This window comes from Streptomyces sp. NPDC002573, from assembly GCF_042889625.1.
Classification (GTDB): Bacteria; Actinomycetota; Actinomycetes; order Streptomycetales; family Streptomycetaceae; genus Streptomyces; species Streptomyces gibsoniae.
In genome coordinates, this window is record NZ_JBIARC010000013.1 from 92,444 (window position 1) to 111,658 (window position 19,215).

Below are 19,215 nucleotides of genomic sequence, written 5' to 3' on the forward strand. Positions count from 1 at the left end.
AGCCGTCGGCCCGTCCCGCCCGCCACTACTCCTCGAACAGGGCCTCCTGCTGCCCTTCCGACGTCCTCCGCAGCCGCTTGTTCCGGGCTCCGATCACCAGGGCCGTCACCGCCCCCGTCACCGCGAACGCCGCCGGGACCATCCACTCGCGGTTCACGGCCTGTCCGAACAGTGCGTCCACGGAGAGCCGGCCGGGTCCCGAGATCGCCAGTCCCGCGGCCGTGAGGCCGAGGGTCGCCGCGTACTCGTAGCCGCCGCCCTGGGCGAAGAACCCGTTCGGTAGGTGCACCGCCGCCGCGCCCGCCATCCCGCCGGCCGCCGCCGCGCCCGCCGCCGGTGTCGCGAGACCGAGCGCCAGCAGCACCCCCCCGCCCGTCTCCGTGAGCCCGGACGCCAGCGCGCTCGCCTTGCCCGGGCAGTAGCCCACCGACTCCATGAACTGCCCGGTCCCCTCGATACCGCCGCCGCCGAACCAGCCGAACAGCTTCTGCGTGCCGTGCGCGGCGAGCACCCCGCCGGTGCCCAGCCGGAGCAGCAGTAGCCCCACGTCACGTCGGTCGACACAGTTCACGATCACTCCAGGGCCGGACGGCAGGAAAGGTTCCGCCTTCCCACCGTCCCACCGGGCCCGTCCGTCCGGCCTGTCCACGGCGCCGTTCGGGTGGCGAGGCGGCGAGGCGGGATCCATCGACACGCCCCATGGGGACGGACAGCCCTTGATCATCCGGTCTCGGCCCTTGCCCTGAAGCGCACTCCAACTCCTAGCGTCGTCGGGCATGGAGACCATGGCGCACAACAGGACGTTGGGACGCAGCGGGATCGACGTGAGTGCCCTCGGCTTCGGCTGCTGGGCCATCGGCGGGGAGTGGAGCACCCCGGACGGGCAGCCCCTCGGCTGGGGCAAGGTCGACGACGAGGAGTCCGTACGGGCCGTCAGGCGGGCCCTCGACCTCGGTGTCACCTTCTTCGACACGGCCGACGCCTACGGGGCCGGACACAGCGAGCGCGTTCTCGCCCGCGCCCTCGGCAAGCGGCGGGCAGACGTGGTCATCGCCACCAAGTGGGGCACGGTCACCGACGAGGAACGCCGGCTGCACCTCGGCAGCGACGACTCCCCGGCGTATGCCCGGCGCGCGCTGGACGCCTCCCTCCGCCGCCTCGGCACCGACTACATCGACCTCTACCAGCTGCACCTGTCCGAAGCCGACCCCGAGCGCGCCGCCGAACTCCGCGACACCTGCGAGGAGTTCGTCAGCGCGGGGCTCGTACGGGCCTACGCCTGGAGCACCGACGACCCCGCGCGGGCCGCCGTCTTCGCCGAGGGCCCGCACTGCGCGGCCGTACAGCACCGTCTCAACGTCCTTCAGGACGCGCCGGAGCTGCTCGCCGTGTGCGAGGAGTTCGACCTAGCGAGCATCAACCGCAGCCCCCTCGCCATGGGACTGCTGTCCGGTAGGCACAGCGCGGGACGCGCCCTCGGATCCGGCGACATCCGCAACACCCCGCCCGCGTGGCTGCCGGGCTTCCGGCAGGGCGAGGGTGCCGACGCCGAGTGGCTGCGGCGGGTCGAAGCCCTCAGGGACGTCCTCACCAGCGGCGGCCGTACGCCCGCCCAGGGCGCCCTGGCCTGGATCTGGGCCCGCAGCCCGCGCACCGTCCCGATCCCCGGCTTCCGTTCGGTGGCCCAGGCGGAGGAGAACGCGGGCGCGCTCGCGAAGGGACCGCTCACCCCCGGGCAACTTGGCGAGGCCGACCGGATCCTCGGCAGGGGAACGGACCCGGAGGGCACGGATCAGTAGCTCTGGCCGTCGGTGTCGAGGCCGTCGACCAGGCGGTTGAGGAACCGGGTGAAGGTGGCCTCGGGGGTGAGGGGGCGCCCGGGGGCCGAGAGGACCTCGGCGAGTTCCGGGTGGCGGCCGTCCGCGGCGACCGTGGCGAGGTAGCGGGCCTCGGCCGCGCCCCGGTCGGGGGATCGTACGGCCGCCGCCTGGGCGATCTCGTAGCCGACGTGCCCGGCCACGAAGCCGGTGAGCTGGGCGAAGACCTCCAGCCTCGCCGCACCGTCCAGCCCGGAGGGCCGCAGGGCGGCGAGGACGCGTTCCAGGAAGGCCAGGGCGTTGGGGCCGAGGGTGCGGCGCGTGGACATCAGGACGGCCGGGAGCCAGCGGTGCCGCAGCATCAGGGCGCGCTGGAGGTGGGCCATGGCCTTGAGGTCGGCCCGCCAGTCGCCGGTGAGGGGGTCGGTGGTCGGCAGTTCCCCGCTGACGTGGTCGACCATCAGCTCCAGCAGGGTCTCCTTGTCGGGGGCGTAGCTGTAGAGCGACATGACGCCCGCCCCGACCTGGGCGGCGACCCGCCGCATGGTGACCGCGTCGAGTCCCTCCGCGTCAGCCAGGGCGACGGCCGCCGCCGTGATCGCCGCACGGCTGAAGGAGGGCCTGCGGCCCTTGCGGGGTTCGGCCGGGGGTAGCCAGAGCTGTTCGGGGTCGACGCCCGCGGTGCCGGGTCCTCCGTCCTGGGGCACGGTCTCGCGCTCCTTTCCCCGGTCGTCGTGGCGGCCCTTGCCAAGGCCATCCAAGCATCCTCTATTCTCGTACATCGTACGGAATCGAGGAGGGGAACGATGCCATCACGCATGCCCGGCACCGCGGCCGGACCGTCCTGGGCGCCACCGGCCGGAAAGCCGCCACTGTCCGCACGGCTGATGAGAGCGAGCTGGCGAGGACTCCCGGCGAAACGGTACGAGGCCGGCTGGGAGCCGGGGCTGGTGGTGCCCGCCGCCGACGGCAGCCCGTTGCTCACCGACCACTACTTCCCGCGCGCGGAGGGCGACTTCCCCACCCTGCTGGTCCGCTCGCCCTACGGCCGCGGCCTGCCGTGGTCCCCCATGTACGGCCTGCTCTTCGCCGAACAGGGCTTTCATGTGGTCCTGCAGAGCTGCCGCGGCACCGGCGGTTCGGGGGGTGCCTTCGACCTGTGGCGCAACGAGGCGGCGGACGGCCGGGCCACGGTGTCCTGGCTGCGCGAACAGCCCTGGTTCGACGGAACGCTGGGGACCGTCGGCCCCAGTTACCTGGGCTATGTGCAATGGGCCCTCGCCCTGGACCCGCCGCCGGAACTGAAGGCCATGGTGGTGCAGGTGGGCCTGCACGATCCGTACGCCCTGTTCTACACGGACGGTGTGCTGCGCCTGGAGAACGCCCTCCTCGACGGCCTGGGCATGACCTACCAGCACCGGGGCATCGCCCCGTTCCTGAGGGCGACACTGCGACTGCAGCGTCGCCTGCGTGACGTCACCACCGCGCGGCCCCTGCGCGGGGCGTACGTGTCCGCCCTCGGGGGCGAGGTGCCCTGGCTGGACGAGGTGATGACACACCCGGACGCCCGGGAAGCGTACTGGCGCGGCGCGTCGGCGGAGGCGGCGGAGCGGCTCCGCGTGCCCACGAGCCTGATCACCGGGTGGTACGACGCGCTGGCCGACCAGACCTTCGAGCAGTACGACCGGCTGCGCCGGGCCGGCTGCGAGACCTCCCTGCTCGTCGGCCCCTGGACCCACACCTCGGCCCTCCAGCGGGGATGGCCCGAGGTGTTCGCCGAGAGCCTCGCGTGGCTGCGCGCGCATCTGTGCGGCGACCCCTCCGGCCTGCGCCCCAGCACGGTGCGTGTGCACATGGGCGGCGAGGACGCCTGGTGCGACCTCGACGACTGGCCGTCGGCCCCGGCCACCACCTCCTGGTACCCCACCCCGGACGGCCATCTCACCCGGCAGGCCCCCACGGACTCCGCGCCGCTGACGACGTTTCGCTACGACCCGGACGACCCCACCCCGTCCCTCGGCGGCCCGCTGCTCTCCCGTACCGCCGGTCCTCGGGACAACCGCACCCTGGAATCCCGGACCGACGTCGTGACGTTCACCGGCCCGCCGCTGACCGAGCCCGTGGACATCCTGGGCCCGGTCACCGCGCGGCTGAGCATCTCCACGGACACCGGCCACGCCCACGTCTTCGCCCGCCTGTGCGACGTGGACCAAGAGGGCCGCTCCGTCAACGTCTGTGACGGGCTGGGCCGGGTTCGGACGACCGCCGGGACGCCCTCGCGGGTCACCGTGCCGATGAGTGCCACCGCCCATCGCTTCGCCGTCGGGCACCGCATCCGCTGGCAGCTCAGCGGGGGCGCCCATCCGCGCTTCGTCCGCGGTACCGGCACCGGGGAGTCGCCGGTGGACGCCACCACCTTCGTACCGGTGCGGATCACGCTCCACGCGGACTCGGTGTTGACGCTTCCGGAAGGCTGAGCGGGCAGGAGGCGGGCGCGAGTGACTCCGTCATGACCCTGGCTTTGCCGCCCCTTTGGGGACCTGCTGTCTGCTGTTGAGGGCTGCCTTGTACGGTCCCGGGGTGCGTGATTCCTCTTCGCCCTCCCCTCCTGCCGCGGGGGTGTCCCGGCGTGCCGTTCTCGGGCTCGCCGCCGCCGCGCCGCTGACTGTCGCCGCGCCCGCCTCCGCGAGCCCCGGACGCCCGGCGATCATCGGCGGCACACGTCTCGGCGGCCCCGGCGTCCAGGTGCAGGGGCCCGCGGCCGCCCTGCCGAAGAAACTCACCGCCCGCTCCTGGCTCGTCGCCGACCATGACAGCGGTGAGGTGCTGGCGTCGTACTACGCGCACCGGCGGCTCGCGCCCGCCTCCACGCTGAAGATGCTGTTCGCGGACACCGTGCTGGGGAAGTTCGACCACCGTCTCACCCACAAGGTGGCCGACGCCGAGGTCACGGACGTCCCGGCCGGGTCCAGCCTGGTCGGCATCAAGCCCGGAATCACCTACACCGTCGAGCAGTTGTGGCTCGGTGTCTTCCTGCGCTCCGGCAACGACGCCGTGCACGTGCTCAGCCATATGAACGGCGGGATCGCGAAGACCGTCGCCGAGATGCAGGCCAGGGCCGAGGATCTGCAGGCCCTCGACACCCATGTGGTCAGCCCCGACGGCTTCGACCACAAGGGACAGCTGTCCTCCGCGTACGACCTCACGCTGTTCGCCCGCCACGGCCTGAAGAACGCCGACTTCCGCGGCTACTGCGCCACGAGGACCGCCGACTTCCCGGCGGGCGGCAAGAAGACCTTCCAGATCCAGAACACCGACCGCCTGCTCACCGGTGCGTGGGGTCTCGGCGCCTACAAGGGGCTCATCGGCGTCAAGAACGGCTACACCAGCAACGCGGGCAACACCTTCACGGGAGCCGCCACCCGTGGGGGCCGCACCCTCCTCGTGACCGTGATGCACCCCGAGCCGGGCGGCAACGGTGTCTACGAGGAGACCGCCGCCCTGCTCGACTGGGGCTTCGGGCACGGCGGGACCGCCCGGTCCGTGGGCGCGCTGGTGGAACCGCTCAGCGAGGGCGGGGCGAAGGCGACGCCCGGGCCGAAGGGGGCGGCGCCCGCCGGGGCGGCCGGGTCCGCCACCGCGCGCGACCGTTCCTCGTGGGGCCTGGCCGGCGGGGCCTCGGGCGTGGTGGCGCTGCTGGCCGGCGGGGCGTACGCGCTGCGGGGGCGCAGGCGGCGGGCGACGGCGGCGGGGGGCCGCAGGCGGCGGGAGGCGACGGAGGAGGGCCGCCACCGGCGTTGACGAGCCTGGCGAGTCCTGGTCGGCGTTGACGAGCCGGCCGGTCGAGCGGCGGTCGGTGGGGACGAGCGGCAAGTGGGCAGCCGTTCCGCGATCCGTGCGCACCCCGCGGTCCCAGGCGGGGTCCACCCCCTGCCGGTCCGCGGAACGGCTGCCTCCTCCCCCCTGGTGTGGTCTCCGGAACCTCGCCACTCCAAGTGTGAAGTTCTGGTGGAGGAGTGTTGAGCATAAGCCCGCCACATGCCCGTACGGCGCGGAGATTCACATTCCGCTTGTGCAGGTTCACGCGGGCCCCGGAGGGCTGAGACCATGGGGGCGGACCGCGAGGAGAGGGAGGGGTTCATGCCCGAGGGTGGCCGCCCCACGCGTCACCAGAACGAGCCGGAAGACCACATACCCGGGGCGGAGGTGACCGCCCCCGCCCCACCGCCGCCGACCACCACCGCGCCTCGCCGCACCGGACTCCTGGTCACCTGCCTCCTCGGCGGACTCACCGCCACACCCCCGCTCGCCATGGACATGTACCTCCCGTCGCTGCCGGAGGTCACCACGTCCCTGCACGCGCCCGCCGCGACGGTGCAGCTCACCCTCACCGGGTGCCTCGCGGGCATGGCGGTCGGCCAGCTGGTGGTCGGCCCGATGAGCGACAAGTGGGGGCGGCGGCGCCCCCTGCTCGTGGGGCTGGCCGTGTATGTCGTCGCCACCGCGCTGTGCGCGGTCGCCCCCTCGATCGCGGCGCTCGTCGTCTTCCGGCTGGTGCAGGGGCTCGCGGGCGCGGCCGGAATCGTGATCGCGCGCGCCGTCGTCCGTGATCTGTACGACGGCGTGGCCATGGCCCGGTTCTTCTCCACCCTCATGCTGATCTCCGGGGTCGCGCCGATCGTCGCGCCGCTGATCGGCGGCCAGATCCTGCGCTTCACGGACTGGCGGGGCGTCTTCGTCGTCCTCACGGCCGTCGGGATCGCGCTCACCGCGCTCGTCTGGACGAGGCTGCCCGAGACGCTGCCGCGGGACCGCAGGCACGGCGGGGGAGCGGGCGCGGCCCTCGGCTCCCTGCGGGGCCTGCTCACCGACCGGGCCTTCACCGGCTACACCCTCGCGGGCGGCTGCGCCTTCGCCGCGCTCTTCGCCTATGTGAGCGCCTCCCCGTTCGTGATCCAGGAGATCTACGGCGCCTCCCCGCAGACCTTCAGCCTGCTGTTCGGCCTCAACTCCGTCGGCCTCATGGCCGCCGGGCAGATCAACGGCAAGGTCCTGGTCGGCCGGGTCGCCCTCGGCAAGGTGCTGGCGGCGGGCCTCACCGTCGTCACCCTCGCCGCGGCCGCGCTGCTGCTGCTGACGACGGGCGCCCTCGGCCCCGTCGGACTCGCGCCGGTCGCGGCCGCGCTCTTCGTCCTCATGTCGGCGATGGGCTTCACCCTCCCGAACACCCAGGCGCTGGCCCTCATGCGCACCCGGCAGCACGCCGGCTCCGCCTCCGCGCTGCTCGGCGCCACCTCCTTCGTCATCGCGGCGGGCGCCTCGCCGCTCGTCGGGATCGCCGGCGAGCACACCGCCGTCCCGATGGCCGTCGTCCAACTGGCGGCCGCACTGGTGGCCCTGGCCTGCTTCGTGGCACTGTGCCGTCCCTGGCACACCCGCACCCGCGCGGGCGTGGAGAGCCTCGGGGAGGACAGCTGAGCGCACCGAGACTGCGCATCGACACACCGCAGAAGGCCGGGCTCGATCCGCAGGAACTGCGTCTGGCCGTACGGGACCTCCATGCCGCCGTCGGCGGGGAGCGCCCCTGGGCGGCGGGTGCCGTGGTGCTCGCCGGGCGCGGCCCGGTGATCGCCCTGGAGGAGGCGGCGGGCTGGGCGGTCCGGTACGCCGCCTACGACGCGGAGACGGACCGGGGTGTCGAACTGCCGCCCGGGACACGGGTGCCGATGACCGTGCACACCCCCTTCGACCTGGCCTCGCTCACCAAGCTGTTCACGGCGGTGGCCGCGATGCAGCAGCTGGAGCGCGGCACGCTCGGCATCGACGCGCGGGTGGCGGCGTATCTGCCGGACTTCCGCGCGGCGGCGGAACACGGCATCACCGTGCGGCAGTTGCTCACCCACACCTCCGGACTGCGGCCCGAACTCCCGCTGTACGACTGTCCGTCGGACGCGGCCCGGCTCGATCTGCTGCGCGCGGAGGCCCCGGTCGGCGTGCCCGGCACCTATCGCTACTCGGACCTGAACCTGCTGCTCCTGCAGTACGTCCTGGAACGCGTCACCGGGCACCCGCTCGACGTGCTCGTCCACGACGGCATTACCCGCCCGCTCGGCATGGCGTCGACCGGTTTCGGACCGAGCCCGGACGCGGCGGCGACGGAGGACCAGCGGCGACCGTGGGCCAAGGCGGACCGGGGCATGCTGCGCGGGGTGGTCCACGACGAGAACGCCTGGGCGCTCGGCGGGGTGGCCGGGCACGCGGGCCTCTTCTCGACGGCACGGGACCTGGCCGTCTTCTGCCGCACCCTGCTGTCCGGCGGGTCCTACGGGACCGCGCGCATCCTGGGCCCCGACCTCGTCGACCTGATGCTGACCCCGCCGGGCCTGGGCTTCGCGGTCGACCAGCCGTGGTTCATGGGTGCCCTGGCGGGCCGGGGCGCGGCGGGCCACACGGGCTTCACGGGCACGTCCCTGGTCCTGGACCCGGCGACGGACACCTTCCTCGTCCTGCTCGCGAACACGGTCCATCCCCGCCGCCGGGACCCGGACCACCGGGTGCGGGTGGCGATGGGGGATCGGCTGGCGCGGGCGGTCCGGGGCACCTGAGAGAATCGGCGGGTGAACGCCCCCGTCTCCCCAGCCGACACCCTGCGCGCCGCCCTCGCCGGACTGCTCGACGGGCTGCCGCCCAAGCAGGCCGCGCAGGCCGTGGAGCGGCTGATCGTCAACTACCGGGGGCCCACCCCGACCGACGCGCCCGTGCTGCGGGACCGTTCGGACGTGGTCGCGTATGCCGCGTACCGGATGCCCGCGACGTTCGAGGCGGTGTCCGCGGCGCTGGCGGAGTTCGCCGACGCCGTGCCCGGCTGGACGCCGGGGAGCCATGTCGACATCGGCGGTGGCACCGGCGCGGCGACCTGGGCCGTCAGCGCCACCTGGGACGGACAGCGCCCGGTCACCGTGCTCGACTGGGCCGAGCCCGCGCTCGCGCTGGGCCGGGAGATCGCCGCCGCGAACCCGGCGCTGAAGGCCGCCGAGTGGCACCGCTCTCGTATCGGATCGGCGCTCGCACTTGAGAGCACTGATCTCGTCACCGTCTCCTACGTCCTCGGCGAGCTGACCGAGGCCGACCGTGCGGCGGTCGTCGACACCGCCGCGAGCGCCGCGCAGGCCGTCGTGGTCGTCGAACCCGGCACCCCGGAGGGCTACGCCCGGGTCATCGAGGCCCGCGACCGGCTGATCGGCGCCGGCTTCCAGGTCGCCGCCCCCTGCTCGCACAGCGCGGCCTGCCCCATCGTGCCCGGCGAGGACTGGTGCCACTTCTCGGCCCGGGTCAGCCGTTCCTCGCTGCACCGGCAGGTCAAGGGCGGCTCGCTGGCGTACGAGGACGAGAAGTTCAGCTATGTCGCCGCGGCCCGTTTCCCGGTGCACCCGGCCGCCTCCCGGGTCGTCCGCCGGCCGCAGATCCGCAAGGGCCAGGTGCTGCTCGACCTGTGCGGCCCGGACGAGTCCCTGCACCGCGACACGGTGACCAAACGCCACGGACCGCTCTACCGGGCGGCCCGTGACACCGACTGGGGCGACCCCTGGCCCCCGCCGCCGGAGGACTGAGGTCCTGACACACGCGGCCTCCGACGCGCGTGGCCTCCTGACACACGCGGCCTCGGTCGAGCAGGCCGCCCCCCGGTTCCCACCCGCACCGGGCGCCTCGCAGACCACGGAACCCCCGCCCGTACGCGAGTGCGGTCGGACACTCGTGCCGGTCTCCCTGCGGTCGTACGCATGCCGATAAATCCCGTAATGCCCCCTGATACCGGCCCGCGGTTGGCATCGCCCTGCCTACCCCGGATGGGGACTCCGGTCACCCGGGGCGCAGGATGGTGCGAACATGGGGCATACGTCCCGACCACGGCAGTGAGGCGAGGGGATAGATGAGCGCAGAGTTCGGCCGCCGCCCGGGCCGGCAGGGCAGAATCTCCCAGTGGCTGCGCGGACGCCGTCCCGCCCGTTTCGAGGAGGACGCCGGCGACGGTGGCCGTGAGGCGATGCTGCTGGCTGCCGCCGCCGCGGGACTGCCGATCGCGCCCGCCGCACACCCCGTCGGCTACCGCTGCTCCTGCGACCGCATCGGCTGTCCCACGCCCGCCCGGCACCCCGTCTCCTTCGCCTGGCAGACCCAGTCCACGACGGACCGGGCACAGGTCGAGCGCTGGGTCCAGCACCAGCCCGAGGCGAACTTCATCACCGCGACCGGGATGGTGCACGACGTGCTGGACGTCCCGCGGGAGGCCGGCGAGGAGGCCCTCGAAGGGCTGCTCGCCGCCGGCGTGGAGGTGGGTCCCGTCGCCGCGACCGGTGACGGCCGCATGCTGTTCTTCACCCTGACCCGCGGCACCCCCGAGGACGAGGACGAGTGGTGGCCGTGCGTCCTGGACTGCCGGCCCGAGACGATGGACGAGCATCCGGGCCTGCGCTGGCACTGCCGGGGTTCGTACGTCCTGCTGCCGCCCGCCCGGCTGCCCGGTGAGCTGTCGGTCGAGTGGGTACGGGGGCCGGAGCACGCGCTGCCGGATCCGCTGAGCCTGCTGGAGCATCTGACGGACGCCTGCGCCCGCCATGTCGGGGACGCCGCCGAGGACCAGCTCGCGGGCTGGCCGCACGGGGGCTGAGCCCTCACTCGCCCTTCGCGCCCGTCAGCCCCTCCACCCGGCTGAGGAACTTCACCTGACCCTGCTCGGGGTCCAGCACCGCCTGGTTGGAGACGAACTCCCGTGTGAGGGACTGCTTGATCTCCCCGGTCAGCAGGGCCTTGACGCCCGGGTCGGTGATGGTGATGTTCACGCCCTGTGCGGCCGTCTGCTTCTCGTAGCGGCGCGTGGCGAAGAACACCAGCGCGCCACCGTCGGTGGTGCGCAGCCCCAGCGGGGCGTAGGCACCGCCGTCCGTCAGCGGCTGGTCGAGATACTGCCGGGCCACCCCGGGCCGCTTCGCACTCGCCAGTCGACTCGCCCGGAACTGCGAGGTGTGCGGGCCGGGCGCGAACACGTTCCCGCCGCTCTTCAGATACGACGCGTACGCCGCCCCGAGTGCGCTGGGCCGTACGGCGAGCGACGGGTCGTTCGCGGCGACGGACTCGGCCCAGCCGTCCTTGTCCTTCGCGAACGTCGGCACGTCGTCCGGCGCGAGGATGGTCAGATACGACACCGCCCACACCTTGTCCGGGTCGGTGCGGGTGAAGACCAGCAGCCAATGGGCGCTCGCGCTGCCCTTGTTGGCGTGGGTGTCGGCGACGAACCAGCGGGGCCAGCCCGCCTTCTTCGGGATGGTGAACGTGGCGTCGGTCAGCTGCAGCGGGACATGGCCGGGATTGCCGTCCGGGTTGGTCTTGTGCCCCGCCTCCAGCTTGCCGCCGTCGATGTCGGCGAGGGCGCCGGTGACACGACTCGCGTCCGCGGAGCGGTCGTTGGTCTTGTCCGCCTTGTTGTAGGCGGCGAGGAAGTCCTTGAGCGCGCGGGCCGCCTCGGGTCTGGTCGCCGACGGCACGACCTCGCGTTCGCCGTGGACGACGACGCAGCCGCTCGCCGTCATGGAGACGACGGCGGCCACCGCTGTGGCCAGGGCGAACCGGCCGCGACGGCGAGGCGTCCGAGGCCCGCCGCCAGGCGTCCGTAGGCTGCGACTACGAAGCGTCCGAGGGCTGCGATCCCCGCCGACCCCGCGATCCCTGCTCATGACTGGCCTTCACCTTCCCCTTCCCGGAGGCGAACCCTACCGGGACGGGGCGAACGGTGGGCGGCCGGTTCCCCTACCGCGTCCGCACCGTGACACCGCCGACGGCGCCCGGCGCCCCGTCAGACCTTGTCCCGCACCGGCGGAGGCGTGGCCTGCTGCCTGCTCCTGCCCAGCACGAACCCGGCCGGGGAGAGGAAGACCGCGAGGGTGGGGACCAGATACAGGGCCCACACCGTGAGTTGGAGCACGGTGGGGTCGGGCTGGAAGTTGAACACGCCCTTCAGCAGCGTGCCGTACCAGCTGTCCGGCGGGATGACGCCGCTGATGTCGAAGGCGAGGTGCGTCAGCCCCGGGAGCCAGTCGGCCTCCTGCAGATCGTGGAAGCCGTAGGCGAGCACGCCCGCGGCGACCACGACCAGCATGCCGCCGGTCCAGGTGAAGAACTTGGCGAGATTGATCTTCAGGGCGCCGCGGTAGAACAGCCAGCCCAGCAGGACCGCCGTGGCCAGGCCCAGGGCGACGCCGATGAGCGGACGCGGGGTGCCGTCGCTGGCCGCGTGCACCGACGCCCACACGAACAGCGCGGTCTCCAGGCCCTCCCGGCCGACGGCCAGGAACGCGGTGGCGACCAGCGCGCCCGTGCCCATGGCGAGGGCCGCGTCGAGCTTGCCGTGCAGCTCCGCCTTCAGATGCCGGGCGGTGCGCCGCATCCAGAAGACCATCCAGGTCACCAGGCCGACCGCGACGATCGACAGCGAGCCGCCGAGCGCCTCCTGCGCCTGGAACGTCAGCTCCTGGGAGCCGAATTCGAGGACACAGCCGAAGCCCAGCGCGATGGCGACGGCGATGGCGATGCCGATCCAGATCGGCTTCAGGGCGTCCCTGCGGCCGGTCTTGACCAGATAGGCGATCAGGATGCAGACGACGAGGCTGGCCTCCAGCCCTTCCCGCAGGCCGATCAGATAGTTGGAGAACACGGGCTACGCCTCCTCGGTCAGCAGGGTCCGGCCCCACCAGTCGTGCTTGTCGCGGACGCCCGGCGGGACCGCGAAGACGGCCGAACCCACGTGCTGGATGTACTCGTTGAGCGCGTCGGACGCCGACAGCTTGCGCTGGAGCGGGACGAACCCCTTGCGGGGGTCGCGCTGGTAGGCGAGGAAGAACAGGCCCGCGTCCAGGCGGCCCAGTCCGTCCGTGCCGTCGGTGAAGGAGTAGCCGCGGCGCAGGATCGTGATCCCGTTGTTGGACTCGGGGTGGGCGAGCCGCACATGCGCGTCGGGCTTCATCGCCTTCAGGAACGGCGGGTCGTGCTCCTTCGCCTTGCCGACGGGGGCGCCCTCGCCCTTGTCGCGGCCGAAGACGTCCTCCTGCTCCTGCAACGAGGTGCGGTCCCAGGTCTCGATGTTCATACGGATGCGCCGGGCGACGAGATACGAACCGCCGGTCATCCAGGCCGCGTTCCGGTCGCCGTCGCCGTCCTGGACCCACACGAACCTCTTCAGCCGGTCCGTCTCCGTGCCCGCGACGTTGCGGGTGCCGTCCTTGAACCCCATGAGGTTGCGGGGGGTCTGGGCGTCCGGGGTGGTCGACGAGGTCTTGCCGAAGCCGAGCTGGGACCAGCGGATGGCGACCTTGCCGAAGCCGATGCGGGCCAGGTTGCGGATCGCGTGCACGGCGACCTGCGGGTCGTCCGCGCAGGCCTGGACGCACAGATCGCCGCCGGTGCGGGACCGGTCGAGGTTGTCGCCCGGGAACGGGGGCAGGTCGACCAGCGCCTCCGGCCGCTTGTCCCGCAGCCCGAACCTCTCGAAGAACGACGGACCGAAGCCGATCGTCAGCGTCAGCCGCGACGGCTTGAGACCCAGCGCCTCACCGGTGTCGTCCGGCGGGGCCTCGGCGAGTCCGCCGTAGGCGCCCTCACCGACCGTCCGGCCCGCGGTCATCCGCCGCGCCGCCTCCGTCCAGTCCTTCAGCAGCTGGACGAACTCGGCGCGGTCGTCGGTCTTCACGTCGAACGCGGCGAAGTGCAGCCGGTCCTGTACGGGGGTCGCGATGCCGGCCTGGTGGGCGCCGTGGAACTGCACCGCGGCGCCCGTCTGGGCGGTCACCGGGTCCACGTCGTCGCCCGCCTTGACCGCCGCCACCGCACCGCCGGCCGCGGCGGCACCGAGCGCGAGCCCGGCGCCGCCCCAGCCGATCAGCGCGCGGCGGGAGGGGGAGGAGGAAGTGCCCTGGGTCTCGGTCATGGCCGTCTCCTACTTCACGACCGCGGCGGCGAGCTTGGACAGCGGCTCCGCGAGGGCGTTGACCGCGTCCGACAGCTCCTTGCGCTGGCCCTTGGTGACCTTGTCGTAGGAGACGAAGTCGTGGCCGTTCCTGTCGGTGCGGTACTTGTAGAGCAGCGTGTTCAGCGCGGTGAACTGCTTGTCGAGCTCGGTGGTGAGCGCGGAGTCGTTCTTCGACGCGACCGGCTTCAGCAGTTCGTACGCCTGCTGGGCGCCCTCGACATTGGCCTTGAAGTCGACCAGGTCCGTGTGCGAGTAGCGGTCCTCCTCACCGGTGACCTTGCCGGTGGCGACCTCGTCCAGCAGCTCCTTGGCGCCGTTGGCCATGGAGGTCGGGGTGATCGCGGCCTTGCCGACCCGCGTCTGCCAGTCCTTCAGGTCGGCCACCAGCTGGTCGGCGAGGGTCTTCTCCTCGGCGCCGATCTTCTTGTCCTGCCAGAGGGCCTTCTCCAGCCGGTGCCAGCCGGTCCACTTCTGGCCCTGCTCCAGGCCGTCGGCGCGGGTGTCGGTCTTGGGGTCGATGTCACCGAAGGACTCCGTGACCGGCTCGGTGCGCTCCCAGCCGATGCGCGAGGGCGCGTAGGCCTTCTTGGCGGCCTCGAGGTCGCCGGCCTTGATGGCCTTCGCGAAGGTCTCGGCGAGCGGCACGGTCGCGTCGGCCTGCTCCTGGGCGTACTCGCGGTAGTCGGCGACGGCCTTGTCCAGCTTCGGGTTGCGCTGGGCGGCCGAGCCGCCGGTGACGGTCAGCTTCTGCCGTACGCCGTGGCCCTTCATGCCCGGACGGCAGGCGATCTCGTACGAACCGGCCTTGACCTCGGCGGTCAGCGTGTACTTGGTGCCCGGGCCGATGTTCTCCTTCTCGGAGACGATCCGGTCGTCCGGGAAGAGGATCTCGACCTCGGTGGCCTTCGACCCCTTGTTCTCGATCTTCAGCGTGACCTGGCCGGCCGGTACGGAGGCGACCGAGGTGTCGCACTTGGAGTCGGCGGCCGTCACGTGGATCGCGTCGCCGTCCTTGGCGTCGCTCTTGGCGGTGCAGGCCGTGACGGCGGTCAGGGCGGCCGCGGTGGCGACGGCGGTGACGACGGAGAGTCGGGCGGCTCGCATGCATGCTCCAAGGGGCGAACGACGGACACACCACACGGAGGGAGCCCGCGTGGTGTGGTGAGGCTTGCCTAAGTTACCTGAGCCTTACCTCACTCATACCCTCCGGGTCGTGATTCGGTCCCCATGGAAAGATCACAGATACGGCTTGATCGCGCCGCCTCAAAACAGACACCAAGAGATGGTCAAGGGAGGGTCAAGTGGGGGTTGGAGGGTCCAGGCACCCGCGGCGGCGCTCCCGTCCGCCGATGTGATGTTTGAATGCCCGCGTGACTGACTACGACGTGCTCCGCGTCTTCTGCGGACCCGGCGGCTACGGCAACGAACTCGGTGTCGTCCGCGACGGCTCGACGGTTCCCGAGCGGAGCGACCGCCAGGCGCTGGCCGCCAAGCTCGGCTTCAGCGAGACCGTGTTCGTCGACGACCCCGAGCGCGGTGTCATCGACATCTACACCCCCACGCTGCGGCTGCCGTTCGCCGGGCACCCCTGCGTCGGCACGGCCTGGCTGCTCGACGTGCCCGAGATCGTGACCCCGGCCGGGGTGGTGGGGGCGCGCCAGGACGGCGAGTTCAGCTGGATCGAGGCCCTCCCGGAGTGGGCGCCGCCGCGCACGCTGAGGCAGTACGCGACGGCCGCCGAGGTGGACGGGCTGGAGGTGCCTCCGGCGGGGGAGTGGATCTACGCCTGGGCGTGGGAGGACGAGGCGGCGGGCCGGATCCGGGCGCGCGGCTTCCCCGGCCGCGACGACGGCATCGACGAGGACGAGGCGACGGGCGCGGCCGCGCTGCTGCTGACCGCGCGACTGGGCCGTGCGCTGAACATCACCCAGGGGGCGGGCTCGCAGATCCTGACGGCACCGCAGCCCGAGGGGTGGGTGGAGATCGGCGGACGGGTGTTCCTGGAGCGCTGACGCCGCTTCAGGCGCTCAGCGGGAACTCCTCGCCCAGGGCCTGGAGGACCGCCGTGTTGAGCGTGTACGCCCGCCGGCACTCGGCGACGACCCGCTGCTTCTCCATGTCGTCCGCCCGGATCCCGTCCAGCAGCGCCCGGTACGTCTTCCTGAACGCCACCGGGTTGGGGATCCCCTCGAACACATAGAACCGCACCCCATCGCCCTTCCGGGTGAATCCCCAGGTCCGCTCCGCCGTGTCGCGGATGATCTGGCCGCCGGCCAGGTCGCCGAGATAGCGGGTGTAGTGGTGGGCCACATAGCCGCCGGGCCACTTCTCGGCGCACTCCCGGACCCGGGCCGCGTACGTCCGGGTCGCGGGCAGGGGAGCGAGACCCGCCCGCCAGCCGGGGCCGCGCAGATGCGCGAGGTCCCGCTCCAGCTCAGCCAGCCGGAACAGCTCCGGCCGTACGAAGGGGCCCGCCACCGGGTCGCCCGCCAGCCGCTGGGCCCCGGCCTCCAGGGCCTCGTAGACGAACCACAGCTGCTCGGTGTACCGCGCGTACGCCTCGACCTCGAAGCTGCCGCCGAGCAGTCCGGTGATGAAGGCCGAGCTGTTCGCCTCCCGGTGGTGGTCGTGCGACGCGGTGCGCAGGAGCGTCGAGAACTCCGTGCGGGACGGGTCCGGCGCGATCATGGGGTCTCCTCGGTCTTACCGACAGGCTGTCGGTAAGACCGTACCCAGGATCCCGGGGCCTCTCCACATGACGGAGCCCGCTCCGTGGAGGGAGCGGGCTTCCTGGCGCGGGCGGTGCGGGCGGGGCGTCTACGGCAGGGTCAGGATGTCCGCGCCGGTGTCCGTGACGACCAGCGTGTGCTCGAACTGGGCCGTGCGCTTGCGGTCCTTCGTCACCACCGTCCAGCCGTCGTCCCACATGTCGTACTCGTGGCTGCCGAGGGTGAGCATGGGCTCGATGGTGAAGGTCATGCCGGGCTGCATCACGGTGGTCGCGTGCGGGCTGTCGTAGTGCGGGATGATCAGGCCGGAGTGGAACGACGAGTTGATCCCGTGCCCGGTGAAGTCCCGCACCACTCCGTAGCCGAACCGCTTGGCGTACGACTCGATGACCCGGCCGATGACGTTCACCTGGCGGCCCGGCCGGACGGCCTTGATCGCGCGGTTGAGGGACTCACGGGTGCGCTCGACCAGCAGCCGGGACTCCTCGTCCACGTCGCCGACCAGGTACGTGGCGTTGTTGTCGCCGTGGACGCCGCCGTAGTACGCCGTCACGTCCAGATTGATGATGTCGCCGTCGCGCAGCACCGTGGAGTCCGGGATGCCGTGGCAGATGACCTCGTTGACCGAGGTGCACAGCGACTTGGGGAAGCCGCGGTAGCCGAGCGTCGACGGGTAGGCGCCGTGGTCGCACATGTAGGCGTGCGCGACCCGGTCCAGCTCGTCCGTGGTGACGCCCGGGGCGATCAGCTTCGCCGCCTCCGCCATCGCCCGGGCCGCGATGCGCCCGGCGACGCGCATCGCCTCGACGGTCTCGGGCGTCTGCACCTCGGGCCCGGTGTACGGGGTCGGCGCGGGCTTGCCGACGTATTCGGGGCGCCGGATGTTTCCGGGTACGGAACGGGTGGGAGACAGCTCTCCTGGTACGAGCAGCGACTGGCCAGACATGCCAGCGAGTCTATCCAGCGTGTGTACGGGAACATGGGCCCTGGGGAAAGGAGCTCCTGTCATGGCGCTGTTCAAGAAGCGGACGGCCGGGAAGCCGGGCGAGTGGTACTACTGCCTGATCCACGGGAAGGTCGAGGAGGGCCCCGAGTGCCCGGCGAAGGACCGCTTCGGTCCGTACGCGTCCCGCGAGGAGGCGCAGCACGCGATGGACATCGCGCGCGAGCGCAACGAGGAGTGGGACACGGACCCCCGGTGGCACGACGCGACCGCGGGGGAGCGGGAGGAAGACCGAGACGCCTGAGCGGTCCCGTTCGGCTGGGCGGCCCGCCCGCCCGGCCTCAGACGGCCGCGCCCGTCCGCCGGGCCCGCAGCCGTACCGCGTGCTCGTTCGTCCGGGCGTCGTAGCGCATCAGGCCGGGCAGGCACAGGGCCAGCAGGGCCACCGCACCGGTGCACAGCAGTCCGCCCGACCAGACCGAGGTGCGCACACCCCGCCACGCCGCCGTACCGCCCGAGCGGACCTGGCCGAGCTGCGGGCCGACGGAGTACGACAGCAGCTCGATGCCGGCCAGGCGGCCGCGCAGCTCGTCCGGGATCGTCTGGTTCCACATCGCCCCCCGGAAGATCCCGCTGATCATGTCGAAAGCGCCGCCCAGGGTCAGCAGGAGCAGCACCAGCCAGACGTTCCCCGCGACGCCCGCCGCCGCGACCGCCAGCCCCCAGGCGGCCGCCGAGAGGACCACCATCCGTCCGTGCCGGTGGATCCGCGAGGTCCAACCGCTGGTCAGCGACACGACCAGCGCACCGGCGGGAAAGGACGCGTACATCAGCCCCAGCGACCAGGGGGCGCGCAGTTCGTCGGCGAGGAACGGCAGCACCGCGAGCGGCATCGCGAAGAGCATCGCGGCGATGTCGACGACGTACGTGCCCAGGAGCTCCTTGCGGCTCCACGCGTAGCGCGCGCCCTCCGCGATCGACCGCAGCGACGGTTTCGCGGCCTCGTGCGCGGCGGGCGACGCCGCCAGCCCCAGGCACAGCACCACCGACACCACGAAGGTCACCAGGTCGGCGCCGTAGGCCGCGCCCAGCCCGGCGTACGCGACGACCACGCCCGCCACCGCCGGGCCCGCGACCCCGCCGACCGTCCAGCGCAGCGAGTTGAGCGAGGCGGCGGCCGGGAGGTGGTCGTGCGCGACGATCCGCGGGACGAGGGCGTCCAGGGCGGGACGCTGGAGCGCGCCGAGGGCCGAGGACAGCGCCGCGACGACGTACAGGGGCCAGACGGCGGGCCGGGGCAGCAGCGCGTTCAGCAGCAGCACGGCGGACAGCAGCCCCTGCCCGGCCTCCGTGGACAGGATCAGCTTCCGCTTGTCGTACGCGTCCGCGAGCGCACCGCCGTACAGACCGAAGACGATCAGCGGCAGGAGTTCGACGGCGCCGATCGCGCCCACGGCCGCCGCCGAACCGGTGAGGTCCTTCAGCTGCACGGGGAGCGCGACGAAGGTGAGGAAGGTGCCGAAGTTGGTGATCACCCCGGCCAGCCAGAGCCGGCGGAAGTCCGCCGACGCGCGCCAGGGCGCGAGGTCGGGGAGCAGGGCGCGCAGCCGGGAGCCGTCGGCGGACTCGTCCGGGGGTGCCGGGGCCGATGCGAGGCGTGCGGGGGGTGCGGGGGCGTCGTCGGTCACGACGGGCCATGCTCAGCCG

General features: G+C 72.6%; 18 protein-coding genes. 9 read left to right on the plus strand and 9 right to left on the minus strand.

The annotated features are described in order from the left end of the window. Positions 1-25 precede the first annotated feature (25 nt). On the minus strand, positions 26-571 hold the full coding sequence (locus ACFYX0_RS15310) for a DoxX family protein (RefSeq protein ID WP_388970460.1): 546 nt from the start codon (positions 569-571) through the stop codon (positions 26-28). A 205-nt stretch (positions 572-776) separates the two neighbouring features. On the opposite strand from ACFYX0_RS15310, the gene ACFYX0_RS15315 reads away from it, so the two are divergent. Beyond that, positions 777-1,799: an aldo/keto reductase gene (locus tag ACFYX0_RS15315; protein ID WP_388970461.1), complete on the plus strand. Its 1,023-nt coding sequence runs from the start codon at positions 777-779 to the stop codon at positions 1,797-1,799. Here ACFYX0_RS15315 and ACFYX0_RS15320 read toward each other — a convergent pair. After that, positions 1,793-2,524 (minus strand): TetR/AcrR family transcriptional regulator C-terminal domain-containing protein, encoded by a 732-nt coding sequence (locus tag ACFYX0_RS15320; RefSeq protein WP_388970463.1) that lies wholly within the window; start codon positions 2,522-2,524, stop codon positions 1,793-1,795. The genes ACFYX0_RS15315 and ACFYX0_RS15320 overlap by 7 nt on opposite strands. A 180-nt stretch (positions 2,525-2,704) precedes the next feature. Here ACFYX0_RS15320 and ACFYX0_RS15325 point away from each other — a divergent pair, with 180 nt between their 5' ends. The 6 genes from ACFYX0_RS15325 (at position 2,705) to ACFYX0_RS15350 (ending at position 10,485) form a co-directional block, all read left to right on the plus strand. Beyond that, positions 2,705-4,294 (plus strand): CocE/NonD family hydrolase, encoded by a 1,590-nt coding sequence (locus ACFYX0_RS15325; RefSeq protein ID WP_388970565.1) that lies wholly within the window; start codon positions 2,705-2,707, stop codon positions 4,292-4,294. A gap of 103 nt (positions 4,295-4,397) precedes the next feature. Further along, positions 4,398-5,618 carry a D-alanyl-D-alanine carboxypeptidase family protein gene (locus ACFYX0_RS15330; protein ID WP_388970465.1) on the plus strand — a complete coding sequence of 407 codons (1,221 nt, stop codon included), beginning with the start codon at positions 4,398-4,400 and terminating at the stop codon, positions 5,616-5,618. Between the two features lie 339 nt (positions 5,619-5,957). Beyond that, positions 5,958-7,295, plus strand: coding sequence for a multidrug effflux MFS transporter (locus tag ACFYX0_RS15335; RefSeq protein WP_388970467.1), 1,338 nt, complete (start codon positions 5,958-5,960; stop codon positions 7,293-7,295). Next, on the plus strand, positions 7,235-8,422 hold the full coding sequence (locus ACFYX0_RS15340) for a serine hydrolase domain-containing protein (RefSeq protein WP_388970469.1): 1,188 nt from the start codon (positions 7,235-7,237) through the stop codon (positions 8,420-8,422). The genes ACFYX0_RS15335 and ACFYX0_RS15340 overlap by 61 nt, the downstream gene beginning before the upstream one ends. A gap of 12 nt (positions 8,423-8,434) precedes the next feature. Further along, entirely contained in the window at positions 8,435-9,427 is a 993-nt protein-coding gene (locus tag ACFYX0_RS15345; RefSeq protein WP_388970471.1) for a small ribosomal subunit Rsm22 family protein, read from the plus strand. Between the two features lie 320 nt (positions 9,428-9,747). Next, on the plus strand, positions 9,748-10,485 hold the full coding sequence (locus tag ACFYX0_RS15350) for a bifunctional DNA primase/polymerase (RefSeq protein ID WP_388970473.1): 738 nt from the start codon (positions 9,748-9,750) through the stop codon (positions 10,483-10,485). A gap of 4 nt (positions 10,486-10,489) precedes the next feature. Here ACFYX0_RS15350 and ACFYX0_RS15355 read toward each other — a convergent pair whose 3' ends face one another. The 4 genes from ACFYX0_RS15355 to efeO all read right to left on the minus strand — a co-directional run bounded on the left by ACFYX0_RS15355 (position 10,490) and on the right by efeO (position 14,940). Further along, positions 10,490-11,404, minus strand: coding sequence for a hypothetical protein (locus ACFYX0_RS15355; RefSeq protein WP_355907760.1), 915 nt, complete (start codon positions 11,402-11,404; stop codon positions 10,490-10,492). A 263-nt stretch (positions 11,405-11,667) separates the two neighbouring features. Then, positions 11,668-12,525, minus strand: a complete 858-nt coding sequence (gene efeU, locus ACFYX0_RS15360; RefSeq protein WP_388970475.1) for an iron uptake transporter permease EfeU — start codon at positions 12,523-12,525, stop codon at positions 11,668-11,670. Between the two features lie 3 nt (positions 12,526-12,528). Further along, entirely contained in the window at positions 12,529-13,794 is a 1,266-nt protein-coding gene (efeB, locus tag ACFYX0_RS15365) for an iron uptake transporter deferrochelatase/peroxidase subunit (protein WP_388970477.1), read from the minus strand. Between the two features lie 9 nt (positions 13,795-13,803). Next, positions 13,804-14,940, minus strand: a complete 1,137-nt coding sequence (gene efeO, locus ACFYX0_RS15370; RefSeq protein WP_388970479.1) for an iron uptake system protein EfeO — start codon at positions 14,938-14,940, stop codon at positions 13,804-13,806. Between the two features lie 266 nt (positions 14,941-15,206). Here efeO and ACFYX0_RS15375 point away from each other — a divergent pair, with 266 nt between their 5' ends. Further along, positions 15,207-15,848, plus strand: coding sequence for a PhzF family phenazine biosynthesis protein (locus tag ACFYX0_RS15375; protein ID WP_388970481.1), 642 nt, complete (start codon positions 15,207-15,209; stop codon positions 15,846-15,848). Between the two features lie 7 nt (positions 15,849-15,855). Here the strand turns inward: ACFYX0_RS15375 and ACFYX0_RS15380 are convergent, their stop codons facing one another. Next, complete coding sequence (locus tag ACFYX0_RS15380; RefSeq protein ID WP_355916891.1) at positions 15,856-16,524, minus strand: biliverdin-producing heme oxygenase; 669 nt, start codon at positions 16,522-16,524, stop codon at positions 15,856-15,858. Between the two features lie 129 nt (positions 16,525-16,653). After that, complete coding sequence (gene map, locus ACFYX0_RS15385) at positions 16,654-17,511, minus strand: type I methionyl aminopeptidase (protein WP_355916888.1); 858 nt, start codon at positions 17,509-17,511, stop codon at positions 16,654-16,656. 61 nt (positions 17,512-17,572) lie between these two features. Between map and ACFYX0_RS15390 the strand changes: the two genes are divergently transcribed. Beyond that, positions 17,573-17,812 carry a hypothetical protein gene (locus tag ACFYX0_RS15390; RefSeq protein WP_388970483.1) on the plus strand — a complete coding sequence of 80 codons (240 nt, stop codon included), beginning with the start codon at positions 17,573-17,575 and terminating at the stop codon, positions 17,810-17,812. A 37-nt stretch (positions 17,813-17,849) separates the two neighbouring features. Here the strand turns inward: ACFYX0_RS15390 and ACFYX0_RS15395 are convergent, their stop codons facing one another. After that, positions 17,850-19,196: an MFS transporter gene (locus ACFYX0_RS15395; RefSeq protein WP_388970485.1), complete on the minus strand. Its 1,347-nt coding sequence runs from the start codon at positions 19,194-19,196 to the stop codon at positions 17,850-17,852. Positions 19,197-19,215: the final 19 nt, after the last annotated feature.

Bases quoted from the DNA above. Each gene is read 5' to 3' on its own strand.
- efeO (WP_388970479.1), bottom strand. From the start codon at position 14,940: ATGCGAGCCGCCCGACTCTCCGTCGTCACCGCCGTCGCCACCGCGGCC.
- ACFYX0_RS15325 (WP_388970565.1), top strand. From the start codon at position 2,705: ATGAGAGCGAGCTGGCGAGGACTCCCGGCGAAACGGTACGAGGCCGGC.
- ACFYX0_RS15380 (WP_355916891.1), bottom strand. From the start codon at position 16,524: ATGATCGCGCCGGACCCGTCCCGCACGGAGTTCTCGACGCTCCTGCGC.
- efeB (WP_388970477.1), bottom strand. From the start codon at position 13,794: ATGACCGAGACCCAGGGCACTTCCTCCTCCCCCTCCCGCCGCGCGCTG.
- ACFYX0_RS15335 (WP_388970467.1), top strand. From the start codon at position 5,958: ATGCCCGAGGGTGGCCGCCCCACGCGTCACCAGAACGAGCCGGAAGAC.
- ACFYX0_RS15390 (WP_388970483.1), top strand. From the start codon at position 17,573: ATGGCGCTGTTCAAGAAGCGGACGGCCGGGAAGCCGGGCGAGTGGTAC.
- map (WP_355916888.1), bottom strand. From the start codon at position 17,511: ATGTCTGGCCAGTCGCTGCTCGTACCAGGAGAGCTGTCTCCCACCCGT.
- ACFYX0_RS15355 (WP_355907760.1), bottom strand. From the start codon at position 11,404: ATGACGGCGAGCGGCTGCGTCGTCGTCCACGGCGAACGCGAGGTCGTG.
- ACFYX0_RS15350 (WP_388970473.1), top strand. From the start codon at position 9,748: ATGAGCGCAGAGTTCGGCCGCCGCCCGGGCCGGCAGGGCAGAATCTCC.
- ACFYX0_RS15315 (WP_388970461.1), top strand. From the start codon at position 777: ATGGAGACCATGGCGCACAACAGGACGTTGGGACGCAGCGGGATCGAC.